The sequence below is a fragment of the Burkholderia sp. AU45251 genome, assembly GCF_030482905.1.
GTDB classification, from domain to species: Bacteria; Pseudomonadota; Gammaproteobacteria; order Burkholderiales; family Burkholderiaceae; genus Burkholderia; species Burkholderia aenigmatica.
Genome location: NZ_JAUJQH010000021.1, coordinates 116,706 through 127,978, shown reverse-complemented (window position 1 = coordinate 127,978; position 11,273 = coordinate 116,706). Strand labels below are relative to the sequence as shown.

The window sequence follows — 11,273 nt, the reverse complement described above, 5'->3', positions numbered from 1 at the left end:
TGACCGACGGCTACGACTGCTATCAGAACGCGCTGGCTGAGCGGGTCAACGGCATCCTCAAGGGGGAGTTCCTGCTGCAGCGTCCCGCTGACCTTGAACAGGCTGCCAAGATGGTCGAACAGTCGGTACGCATCTACAACCACGAGCGGCCACATGCCGCCCTGAAATACAAAACGCCCGATGCGGTGCATCGGGCGTTCTAGCGTCTGGATACTGTCAACCTATTCCAGGACTTGACAGCGCTCCGGCTGCAGCCGGGGAGGGCCGCTCAGCGACGCACGCGCGGCGTAAGCACGCTCGGCAGTGCCTTCGGCAGCGTGTTCGGCCAGTCGCGGCTGTAGTGCAGCCCGCGGCTTTCGCGGCGCGAGTGCGCGCTCTTCACGATCAAGGTCGCCACGTCGACGAGGTTGCGCAGTTCGAGCAGGTCGCGCGTCACGCGGAAGTTCGCGTAGTACTCCTGGATCTCGTCGCGCAGCAGCGACAACCGGTGCTTCGCGCGTTCGAGGCGCTTGTCGGTGCGCACGATGCCGACGTAGTTCCACATCAGGCGGCGCAGCTCGTCCCAGTTGTGTGCCACGACGACTTCCTCGTCCGCATCCGATACGCGGCTTTCGTCCCACGCGGGCAGCGTGGCCGGCGTTTCGGCGTCGAAGCCGGCCGCCTCGATCGCCTCGGCCGCCGCGCGGCCGATCACGAGACATTCGAGCAGTGAGTTGCTCGCGAGCCGGTTCGCGCCGTGGAGCCCCGTGTACGACGTTTCGCCGACCGCATACAGGCCGGTGAGATCGGTGCGCCCGGCGAGGTCGGTGACGACGCCGCCGCACGTGTAGTGCGCGGCCGGCACGACGGGAATCGGCTCTTTTGCGATGTCGATGCCGAATTCGAGGCAGCGCGCGTGGATTGTCGGGAAGTGTTCGCGCAGGAACGCTTCCGGCTGGTGGCTGATGTCGAGATACACGCAATCGATGCCGCGCTTCTTGATCTCGAAGTCGATCGCGCGCGCGACGATGTCGCGCGGCGCAAGCTCGGCGCGCGGATCGTGTGCGGGCATGAAGCGTGTGCCGTCGGGCAGCTTCAACAGGCCGCCTTCGCCGCGCACGGCCTCCGAAATCAGGAACGACTTCGCATACGGATGGAACAGGCAGGTCGGGTGGAACTGGATGAATTCCATGTTCGACACGCGGCAACCCGCACGCCATGCCATCGCGATGCCGTCGCCGGTCGCGGTGTCGGGGTTTGTCGTGTACAGGTAGACCTTGCCGGCGCCACCCGTTGCGAGCACCGTATGCGGCGCTTCGATCGTGATCGTGCGGTCGTTGTCGACGTCGAGCGCATACAGGCCATGACAGCGGCGGCCGGGCAGGCCGAGCCGGTCCGACGTGATCAGGTCGATCGCGTGGTGGTTTTCGAAGAAGGTGATGTTCGGATGCTGGCGCGCGCGGTCGGACAATGTCGCGAGCACGGCATGGCCGGTCGCGTCGGCCGCGTGGATAATGCGGCGGTGACTGTGGCCGCCTTCGCGCGTCAGGTGGAAACCGAGTTCGGCTGCATCGTCCTTCGTGAACGGCACGCCCTGCGAGATCAGCCATTCGATCGCTTCGCGGCCGTGCTCGACGATATAGCGCGTCGCGCCTTCGTCGCACAGGCCGCCGCCGGCGACCAGCGTGTCGTCGACGTGGTTCTCGATGCTGTCGGCCGAATCGAGGACAGCCGCGATGCCGCCTTGCGCGTTATCGCTCGCGCCCTCCATCATCGACCGCTTCGCGATCAGCGCGACACGTCGCGTGCTGGCCAGATTGAGTGCGACCGACAGCCCTGCCAGGCCGCTGCCGACGATCGCCACGTCGAATTTCATGCTGCATCTCCATCGTTACGCTTTTGATCTTGTGCATTCCGGCGGCCGTGGCCGCGGAAAGAGGAGAGCATACCGCGTCGCGCCAGAGCGTGCGCGCAAAACAAAAAGCCCCGCAGGTGCGGGGCTTTTCGGTCGCCGTCAGGCTGGCAGAAACCGGAGATTACTTGATCTTGGTTTCTTTGTACTCAACGTGCTTGCGGACGACGGGATCGAACTTCTTGATCGCCATCTTTTCCGGCATGTTGCGCTTGTTCTTCGTGGTCGTGTAGAAGTGACCCGTACCAGCGGTCGACTCGAGCTTGATCTTGTCGCGTGCGCCTTTTGCCATGATTGTGCTCCTTGGGCTTAGGCTTCGCCGCGTGCGCGCAGGTCAGCGAGCACGGAATCGATGCCGTTCTTGTCGATCAGGCGCAGGCCGGCGTTCGAGACGCGCAGGCGCACCCAGCGGTTTTCGCTCTCTACCCAGAACCGGCGGTTTTGCAGGTTCGGCAGGAAACGACGCTTGGTCTTGTTGTTGGCGTGGGAAACGTTGTTGCCGCTCATCGGCGCTTTCCCAGTTACTTGGCATACGCGTGCCATGAGAGCACTCCTAATACGCTAAATTCGGGGTTCGATCGCCGATGAAGGTTCCATCGCACCGCCACGTGATCCATGGCTGCACTCAGAACGCCGAAGCCCTTACAGACAAGGCCCTTCGATGGCTAGAACTGGTTGGAAAAAAGACAGACGGCGATTCTAGCAGAAAAAGTTCAGAAAAATCAAACCTAATTTCGCATCGCCGTTGCGGCGCCGTGGGGCGGGCCGCAACCGCACAGTCTACAGCCAACCGGCCCTTGCGAACGAAAAAGTATCGCTGGTGCCGATGACGACGTGATCGAGCAGCTTCACGTCGACGAGCGCGAGCGCGTCGTGCAGCACGCGTGTCAGGCGGCGATCTTCCGCGCTCGGCTGCACCGCGCCCGACGGATGGTTGTGCGCGACGATCAGCGCCGCGGCGTTGTGCACCATCGCGCGGCGCACGATTTCGCGCGGGTAGACGGCCATGCGCGTCAGTGAGCCGCGCGTGATTTCCTCCGTTTCGATCAGACCGTTGCGCGCGTCGAGGAAGACCGCGGCGAACACTTCGTGCGGACGCGCGCCGATCTTCAGCCGCAGATAATCCTCGACCGCGCCGGGCGAATCGATCTGCTTCTTCTCGTGCGCTTTCTCCTTCAGCACGCGCCGCGCGATCTCGATGACCGCAACCAGCCGGGCCGAGCGCGCAGGGCCGATGCCGGGGTGCGCCTCGAAATCGTCGGCGGTTGCCTCGAGCAGCCCGCGCAACGTCTTGAACTGCGCGACCAGTGCGCGGGCGGTCGCGAATACATCGTGCCCGGGCTTGCCCGTGCCGAGCAGCAGTGCGATCAGTTCGTCGTTGGTCAGCGCGGCCGGCCCGCGCTCCAGCAGTCGCTCGCGCGGCCGCTCGGGCCGCCAGTTGCCCGGGCGGCGCTTGCGCCGGCGGATCGGCAGCGCGCGGCCGGGTGGTGCGGCGGGCAGATCGGCGGTGTCGCGGCATTCGACGGGCAGCAGGGGCAAAGGCAGGGCCGGGCAGGGTGACAGCATGCTTGAAACTCCATTGGCGGCGGGCAGTGTGCGCGACGTCGTCGCACTTTCCGCCTTGCGCGCTCAGGTGACTTACAATATTGGCTTTGCGCCGGGCCTTTCGGCCGTAGCGGGCGCCGACTGAACGAGTAATTCATGAGCCTCATCGATCTATCCGAAGTGAAGCCCGGTTCCCACGTCACGTTGCATTACCGGCTGGCACTGGCCGACGGCGCCGACATCGTCAACACCTTCACCGACAAGCCGGCCACGCTGCTGCTCGGCGCGGGGCAACTGGCGCCGTCGCTTGAGCAGATTCTGATCGGGCTCAGGGTCGGCGACCACTCGACTTTTCAGCTAACGCCCGAACAGGGGTTCGGTCCCCGCAATCCCGACATGCTCCAGCGCGTCACGCTGTCGACGCTGCGCGAGAACGGGATGGTCGGCGACGATTTCACGCCGGGCGAACTGATCGAGTTCAACGCGCCGGACGGCGGCCGCTATGCGGGGGTGCTGAAGGAAGTCAGCGAGACCTCGGCACTGTTCGACTTCAATCATCCGCTCGCGGGCCAAGCGCTCACGTTCGAAGTGAAAATCATCGGAATCCTGTAATCATGAGCACCACCGATACGCTGTCCGGGCAGACCGTCGCAGCCGATGCCGAAATCCTGCTGGCCCAGCCGCGCGGTTTCTGCGCGGGTGTCGATCGCGCGATCGAGATCGTCGAGCGCGCCATCGCGATGCACGGTGCGCCGATCTACGTTCGTCACGAGATCGTCCACAACAAATACGTGGTCGAGGATCTGAAGAAGAAAGGCGCGATCTTCGTCGAGGAACTCGAGGAAGTGCCGGCCGGCAATACCGTGATCTTCAGCGCGCACGGTGTATCGAAGGCCGTGCGCGACGAGGCGGACGTGCGCGGGTTGCGCATTTACGACGCAACCTGCCCGCTCGTCACGAAGGTGCACGTCGAGGTGGCGAAGATGCGCCAGGACGGCGTCGACATCGTCATGATCGGGCACAAGGGGCATCCGGAAGTCGAGGGCACGATGGGGCAGGTCGAGCGCGGCATGCATCTCGTCGAAAGCGTCGAGGACGTGCAGAAGCTCGAACTCGCCGATCCCGAGCGCATCGCGCTCGTCACGCAGACGACGCTGTCGGTCGACGACGCAGCCGAGATCATCGGGGCGCTGAAGGCCAAGTATCCGAAGATCCGCGAGCCGAAGAAGCAGGACATCTGCTACGCGACGCAGAACCGCCAGGATGCGGTGAAGTTCATGGCGCCGCAGTGCGATGTCGTGATCGTCGTCGGCAGCCCGAACAGCTCGAATTCGAGCCGTCTGCGCGAAGTGGCCGAGAAGCGCGGTGTGGACGCATACATGGTGGATGCGCCCGACCAGATCGATCCGGCATGGGTCGCAGGCAAGCGCCGCATCGGCGTGACGGCCGGCGCGTCGGCGCCCGAAGTGCTCGCCCAGGCCGTGATCGCGCGGCTGCGCGAACTCGGCGTGCGCAACGTTCGCGCGCTCGACGGCATCGAGGAAAACGTGTCGTTTCCGCTGCCGCGCGGGTTGAACCTGCCGCCCGCCGCCTGATTGCCGCATCGCATCTGCGGAACACCGAAGCGCGCCTCCCGGCGCGCTTTTTTTTGCCTGTCGAAATTCCAATCGCAACCATTATTCGGATTAATGGTGCAACTAGGTTGCTCTTCACGCTTCCAAGCGTCTCTCAAATTTGGTTGCAATGCAGGAAAACCCCATCGAATCAGGATTATTGGCGTCCTATAAATGGAGTTACAATGCGCCCGTTTTCAGGCCTGAATGGCTTTGAAATCGGGTTTTGGCAAGGCGCGGGAGACCATTCAATGCACGTGAAGTTGGCTTACGCCGTGTCCGTCGCCGCACCGGTTGCAATGCTTGCCGGCTGCAGCAAAAAGAGCGACGACGGGGCGGGCAGGGAGGCTGCGGTGTTCGCGGCACCGCCGGCCTGCGGCGTGCGCGTCGCCGGAACCGGTCGTGCGGCATCGTTCGCGTGCCGCAGCGCGCAATTGGGCAAGGACAAGGAAAACGGGGCACGTTTGGCGATCGAGGAAATCAACGCGCTTGGCCTGGCGAACGGCCAGGCAGCGGGCACGCAGGTTGCAACACCGCAAGCCGCCGGTCGTGGCGTAACAGCGACCGTGCGCGCCGATCGACGCAGGCCGGCCATGGTGCCCGGCAATGCGGGCAGCGTGCCGATGTCGCCGGTCCCCTTTCAATTCGATTCGACGAAACAGCGCGTTGCCGCGAGCAATGATGTCGCGACGCGCGGTCTGGTTCGTACGATGGATTCCGACGCAGTCCTGACGAATGTCGGGCACGGCGTTCGCGGTGCCTTGCGAGGCGGCGCGGCACGGAATCCGATCTGCCCGGGTGCGGGGCTTGCCTCGCACCGGACGGAAAAAGGCACGGATGCCGGGCAACCGGACGATGGCCGTCTCGGCATGCTGCCCTACGACTTCAAGGAGGCCACGAACACCGTCCTCGATGTCGTGACGATTTAGCGACGGGACTCATGACGGCACCGGAACAGTGCGGTGCCGTTTTTGTATCCGCTCCGGCGGCAGGTCCGGCCGTACAGGCCGGGCGGCGCGCGCCGGGACGATCCACCCTTACCGGTATCGACTAGTACCCGCAGTGTCGCCGAGAAGGCGCGATTCCTCGCTTACCCGCGGGGCGCAACGTCCTCCGGCAGCACGGGCCAAGGAGCTTCAAATGGATATTTTCGTCCAGCAGGTTCTCAACGGGCTGGTGCTCGGCAGTGTCTACGCCATCATCGCGTTGGGCTACACGATGGTGTACGGCATTCTCGGCATCATCAACTTCGCGCATGGCGACGTGCTGATGATCGGCGCGATGGTCGCCCTGTCGGCCATCACCGTGCTGCAGAACCACTTCCCCGGACTCGGCAACGTTGCGACGCTGACGATCGGCCTGGGTATCGCCGCAGTCGTCTGTGCGTTCGTCGGCTTCACGATCGAACGGGTCGCATACCGGCCGCTGCGTCGCGCACCGCGCCTCGCCCCGCTGATCACCGCGATCGGCGTGTCGATCCTGCTGCAGACCGCCGCGATGATCATCTGGTCGCGCAACCCGCTGCCGTTCCCGCAATTGCTGCCGACCGATCCGATCAACGTGATCAAGGCGACCGACACGACGCCCGGCGCCGTGATCTCGGTCACTGAAATCGTGATCATCGCGGTGGCGTTCATCGTGATGGGTGGCCTGCTGCTGCTCGTGCACAAGACCAAGCTCGGCCGCGCGATGCGCGCGATCGCCGAAAGCCCGAACACCGCGAGCCTGATGGGCGTGAACCCGAACTTCGTGATCTCCGCGACGTTCATGATCGGCTCCGCGCTCGCCGCGCTGGCCGGCGTGATGATCGCGTCCGAGTACGGCAACGTGCACTTCTACATGGGCTTCATCCCCGGCATGAAGGCATTCACGGCCGCGGTGCTGGGCGGGATCGGCAACCTCGGCGGCGCGATGGTCGGCGGCGTGCTGCTCGGCCTGATCGAGCAGCTCGGGGCCGGTTACATCGGCAACCTCACGGGTGGCGTATTCGGCAGTAACTACCAGGACGTGTTCGCCTTCATCGTGCTGATCATCGTACTGGTGTTCCGTCCGTCCGGCCTGCTGGGCGAACGTGTCGCGGATCGCGCGTAACGGAAGGGAGCAAACAACATGACATCCATTCAACCGATCGAATCCTCGACGTCGCTCGTCGAAGAGCGCAACACCGCCAAGACCGTCATCATCGGCATCCTGACCGCGGTCTTCGTGATCGCCGCGCCGATCATCATCGGCTCGGCCGGCGGCAACTACTGGGTCCGCGTGCTCGACTTCGCGATGCTGTACGTGATGCTCGCGCTGGGTCTGAACGTGGTGGTCGGCTTTGCCGGCCTGCTCGACCTGGGCTATATCGCGTTCTACGCGGTGGGCGCGTACACGGCAGCCTTGCTGAGCTCGCCGCACCTGACCTCGCAGTTCGAGTGGATCGCGGCGCTCGCACCGAACGGTTTGCACCTGCCGTTCTTCATCATCGTGCCGATCGCGATGGCGCTCGCGGCGACCTTCGGGATCCTGCTCGGCGCGCCGACGCTGCGCCTGCGCGGCGACTACTTGGCGATCGTGACGCTCGGCTTCGGTGAAATTGTCCGGATCTTCATGAACAACCTCGACCGTCCGGTGAACATCACCAACGGCCCGAAGGGGATCACGGGCATCGATCCGGTGCACATCGGCGACTTCAGCCTCGCGCAGACGCACTCGCTGTTCGGGATCCAGCTGCCGTCCGTCTACATGTATTACTACCTGTTCGTGCTCTGCTCGCTGCTGGTGATCTGGGTGTGTACGCGCCTGCAGCACTCGCGTATCGGCCGCGCCTGGGCGGCGATCCGCGAAGACGAAATCGCGGCGAAGGCGATGGGCATCAACACCCGCAACGTGAAGCTGCTCGCATTCGCGATGGGCGCTTCGTTCGGCGGCCTGTCGGGTGCGATGTTTGGTTCGTTCCAGGGCTTCGTGTCGCCGGAATCGTTCACGTTCTGGGAATCGATCGTCGTGCTCGCCTGCGTGGTGCTCGGCGGCATGGGCCACATCCCGGGCGTGATCCTGGGCGCGGTGCTGCTCGCGATCTTCCCGGAATTCCTGCGCTCGACGATGAGCCCGCTGCAGCACGCGCTGTTCGGTCATGACATCGTCGATACGGAAGTGATCCGCCAGGCGCTGTACGGCCTCGCGATGGTGGTCATCATGCTGTATCGCTCGGAAGGCCTGTGGCCCGCGCCGAAGCATGAGGACAAAATCGCGAAACTGGCGAAGCGCGCCAGCAAGAAGCCGGTGCGCGCTTAACCTACGGACACTGGGGATACACACATGAGCGACAAGCAAATCCGACTGTCCGTCAAAGGCGTGAACAAGCGCTTCGGTGGCCTGCAGGCACTGTCCGACGTCGGCCTCCAGATCAAGGAAGGCGAGATCTACGGGCTGATCGGCCCGAACGGCGCCGGCAAGACGACGTTCTTCAACGTGATCACGGGCCTTTACACGCCGGACTCCGGCGAGTTCAAGCTCGACGGCACGGAATACAAGCCGACCGCGGTGCATCAGGTCGCGAAGACGGGCATCGCACGTACGTTCCAGAACATCCGCCTGTTCGGCGGGATGACGGCCCTCGAGAACGTGATGGTGGGCCGCCACGTGCGCACCAAGCACGGGCTGCTGGGCGCGGTGTTCCAGACGCCGGCCGAACGCCAGGAAGAGCGCGAGATCAAGGAACGCGCGATCGAGCTGCTCGAATACGTCGGTGTGCTGCAGTACGCGGACTACACGTCGCGCAACCTGTCGTACGGCCACCAGCGCCGTCTCGAGATCGCGCGCGCACTGGCCACCGACCCGAAGCTGCTCGCGCTCGACGAGCCGGCGGCCGGGATGAACGCGACCGAGAAGGTCGAACTCACGCGCCTGCTCGACAAGATCCGCTCGGACGGCCGCACGATTCTCCTGATCGAGCACGACGTGAAGCTCGTGATGGGGCTGTGCAACCGGATGACGGTGCTCGATTACGGCAAGGTGATCGCCGAGGGTCTGCCGCAGGACGTGCAGAAGAATCCGAAGGTGATTGAGGCATATCTCGGCGCAGGGGTGCACTGATGGCAGCGGCAATGTTGAAAATCAAGGGCTTGCAGGTCAACTACGGCGGCATCCAGGCCGTCAAGGGCGTTGACATGGAAGTCCGTCAGGGCGAGCTCGTGACGCTGATCGGCGCGAACGGTGCCGGCAAGACCACGACGATGAAGGCGATCACGGGTCTCAAGGCGTATTCGGCGGGCGACATCGAGTACGACGGCAAGTCGATCAAGGGCATTCCGACGCACGAGTTGCTCAAGCGCGGCCTCGCGATGGTGCCGGAAGGCCGCGGGATCTTCGCGCGGATGTCGATCGTCGAGAACATGCAGATGGGCGCATACCTGCGCAACGACACCGAGCAGATCAAGAAGGACGTCGACCGGATGTTCGGCTTCTTCCCGCGCCTGAAGGAGCGTGCAACGCAGCTCGCGGGCACGCTGTCGGGCGGCGAGCAGCAGATGCTGGCGATGTCGCGCGCGATCCTGTCGAAGCCGAAGCTGCTGCTGCTCGACGAGCCGTCGATGGGCCTGTCGCCGATCATGGTCGAGAAGATCTTCGAAGTGGTGCGCGAAATCTCGAAGGAGGGCATCACGGTGCTGCTGGTCGAGCAGAACGCGCGCCTCGCGCTGCAGGCAGCCGACCGCGGCTATGTGATGGATTCGGGCACGGTCACGATGGAAGGCGACGCGAAGCAGATGCTCGACGATCCGAAGGTGCGTGCCGCGTACCTGGGTGAATGAGTGAGTGAATGAGCGGGCCCGGTGGCGCGTGACGGCAGATGCCGGGCGCGTCTCACACGGGCTTTCGAAAGGCTGTCACGGAATGCCGTGACAGCTTTTTTTTTCGTGTCACGCGATTCGGGTCGAACTTGTGCGGGCGGACGCGACTCCATTCGACTGTTGCGCCGCACCCGCGGCGCGGGAGCGATGGGGTGGCCGCCGGCAGCCGATCGCCCGCAAACCGACACACGGGCCGGGTAGCATCGACGGCCCATCGGGACACGGAGAGCACGCATGAGTCTGGACTACGGTTTCGTAAAGGCGAAGGTGACATCGGTGGCGAAGCTGAAGGGCTCGCCGCACGGCAGCGAGATCCAGTATCACATCCACCTGACGCTCGCGTTGCCGGGCGGCAACTGGGACGTCGCGATCAACGTCGGCACCAGCGACGCGGACGACCTGCTGAACTACAAGCTCGTCTACGATTTCCACCACCCGATCACGCAGACGCTCGCAGCCGCGGCCGAAGGCTATACGGACCTGACGGGGCAGGCCGCGTTGCCCGCGCTCGACTACATGCGCAGCGACATCCTGAACGAAACGGGGGCGTGGCGCCCGAGCGCCGTGATGGACGGTACCGAGAATCAGGAGCCGATTCCGTCGCTGCTGCGGCTCGTGAACGCAGCGCAGTCGCAGGGGCTCGACGTCGTCGTGTTCGGCCGCTCGTATTCGGAAGGCAACGGTATTCACGACACGCACATGAACCAGGGTTCGACCGGCTCGAACTACCTGCACCGTGCGGGCGACGACCACAACGACCACAACGACATCTGGCAGGACGGTGCGCTGATCGTGCGCGTGAGCGACACGCAGTGGGCCGCGTATTTCGCCGCGTTCGAGCAGCAGGCCGTGCCGACCGACGCGCTCGGCAATCCGCTGCCGGGCGCGGGGCCGATCACGCGCTGAGCGGGCTGGCTGCCGGCCTTGGCTTCATGCGGCCGGCAGCGTCTTGCCGAACGAGATGCGTTCCTCGACGCGATAGCCGAGTGCCGCATAGAAGCGGCACGCGTCGTCGTTGCCGGGCAGCACCTGCAGGTTGATCTTCAGGCAGCCGCGCGCGGCGAGCGCGCGTTCCGCATGCGCGATCAGTGCGCGGCCGATGCCGAGCCGCCGCGCGTCGTTCGATACGCCGAACGAGTAGAGCCAGCCGCGATGTCCGTCGAAACCTGCCATCAGCGTGCCGACCACGCGCGCGCCGCAGGTCGCGACGAAGAACAGTTCCGGCTGCGTCGCGAGCTTCAGCGCGATCGATCGCAGCGGATCGCGGTGCGGCGGCGCGTCCGCGTCTTCGTACTGCGGGAACGCGTCGCGCCATACCGCGAGCACGGCATCGGTGTCGGCGCGTTCGAACGGGCGGATTGCGACAGCATCGGCGGCGGCATCCATCGC

The 11,273-nt window shown here is 64.6% G+C and carries 14 protein-coding genes; 9 read left to right on the top strand and 5 right to left on the bottom strand.

Annotated elements, in window-relative coordinates:
- On the top strand, positions 1 to 203 hold a 203-nt coding region (locus QZM67_RS30435; RefSeq protein WP_301805786.1), incomplete at its 5' end, for an integrase core domain-containing protein.
- Positions 204 to 268: 65 nt separating this feature from the next.
- Here the strand turns inward: QZM67_RS30435 and nadB are convergent.
- The 4 genes from nadB to radC form a co-directional block, all read right to left on the bottom strand.
- Positions 269 to 1,855: an L-aspartate oxidase gene (gene nadB / locus QZM67_RS30430; RefSeq protein WP_301808970.1), complete on the bottom strand. Its 1,587-nt coding sequence runs from the start codon at positions 1,853 to 1,855 to the stop codon at positions 269 to 271.
- 160 nt (positions 1,856 to 2,015) lie between these two features.
- Positions 2,016 to 2,183 carry a 50S ribosomal protein L33 gene (gene rpmG, locus QZM67_RS30425; RefSeq protein ID WP_006478046.1) on the bottom strand — a complete coding sequence of 56 codons (168 nt, stop codon included), beginning with the start codon at positions 2,181 to 2,183 and terminating at the stop codon, positions 2,016 to 2,018.
- Positions 2,184 to 2,200: 17 nt separating this feature from the next.
- Positions 2,201 to 2,434: a 50S ribosomal protein L28 gene (gene rpmB, locus QZM67_RS30420; RefSeq protein WP_004186391.1), complete on the bottom strand. Its 234-nt coding sequence runs from the start codon at positions 2,432 to 2,434 to the stop codon at positions 2,201 to 2,203.
- A 237-nt stretch (positions 2,435 to 2,671) separates the two neighbouring features.
- The gene (gene radC, locus QZM67_RS30415; RefSeq protein ID WP_301808968.1) at positions 2,672 to 3,457 is read right to left on the bottom strand and encodes a DNA repair protein RadC; all 786 of its coding nucleotides are present in this window, start codon (positions 3,455 to 3,457) and stop codon (positions 2,672 to 2,674) included.
- A gap of 135 nt (positions 3,458 to 3,592) precedes the next feature.
- Between radC and QZM67_RS30410 the strand changes: the two genes are divergently transcribed.
- The 8 genes from QZM67_RS30410 to QZM67_RS30375 all read left to right on the top strand — a co-directional run bounded on the left by QZM67_RS30410 (position 3,593) and on the right by QZM67_RS30375 (position 10,790).
- Complete coding sequence (locus QZM67_RS30410; protein ID WP_027786673.1) at positions 3,593 to 4,048, top strand: peptidylprolyl isomerase; 456 nt, start codon at positions 3,593 to 3,595, stop codon at positions 4,046 to 4,048.
- Positions 4,049 to 4,050: 2 nt separating this feature from the next.
- Entirely contained in the window at positions 4,051 to 5,031 is a 981-nt protein-coding gene (gene ispH / locus QZM67_RS30405; RefSeq protein ID WP_011352949.1) for a 4-hydroxy-3-methylbut-2-enyl diphosphate reductase, read from the top strand.
- Between the two features lie 203 nt (positions 5,032 to 5,234).
- Positions 5,235 to 5,978: an amino acid-binding protein gene (locus QZM67_RS30400; protein ID WP_175024830.1), complete on the top strand. Its 744-nt coding sequence runs from the start codon at positions 5,235 to 5,237 to the stop codon at positions 5,976 to 5,978.
- Between the two features lie 211 nt (positions 5,979 to 6,189).
- Positions 6,190 to 7,140, top strand: coding sequence for a branched-chain amino acid ABC transporter permease (locus QZM67_RS30395; protein ID WP_006488946.1), 951 nt, complete (start codon positions 6,190 to 6,192; stop codon positions 7,138 to 7,140).
- 18 nt (positions 7,141 to 7,158) lie between these two features.
- Complete coding sequence (locus QZM67_RS30390; protein WP_301808966.1) at positions 7,159 to 8,328, top strand: ABC transporter ATP-binding protein; 1,170 nt, start codon at positions 7,159 to 7,161, stop codon at positions 8,326 to 8,328.
- A gap of 24 nt (positions 8,329 to 8,352) precedes the next feature.
- Entirely contained in the window at positions 8,353 to 9,129 is a 777-nt protein-coding gene (locus QZM67_RS30385; protein WP_043187587.1) for an ABC transporter ATP-binding protein, read from the top strand.
- Positions 9,129 to 9,845 (top strand): ABC transporter ATP-binding protein, encoded by a 717-nt coding sequence (locus QZM67_RS30380; protein ID WP_043189946.1) that lies wholly within the window; start codon positions 9,129 to 9,131, stop codon positions 9,843 to 9,845. The genes QZM67_RS30385 and QZM67_RS30380 overlap by 1 nt, the downstream gene beginning before the upstream one ends.
- 273 nt (positions 9,846 to 10,118) lie before the next feature.
- The gene (locus tag QZM67_RS30375) at positions 10,119 to 10,790 is read left to right on the top strand and encodes a DUF2278 family protein (RefSeq protein WP_175024828.1); all 672 of its coding nucleotides are present in this window, start codon (positions 10,119 to 10,121) and stop codon (positions 10,788 to 10,790) included.
- A gap of 24 nt (positions 10,791 to 10,814) precedes the next feature.
- Here QZM67_RS30375 and QZM67_RS30370 read toward each other — a convergent pair whose 3' ends face one another.
- The gene (locus QZM67_RS30370) at positions 10,815 to 11,270 is read right to left on the bottom strand and encodes a GNAT family acetyltransferase (protein WP_043189939.1); all 456 of its coding nucleotides are present in this window, start codon (positions 11,268 to 11,270) and stop codon (positions 10,815 to 10,817) included.
- Between the last annotated feature and the right edge of the window lie 3 nt (positions 11,271 to 11,273).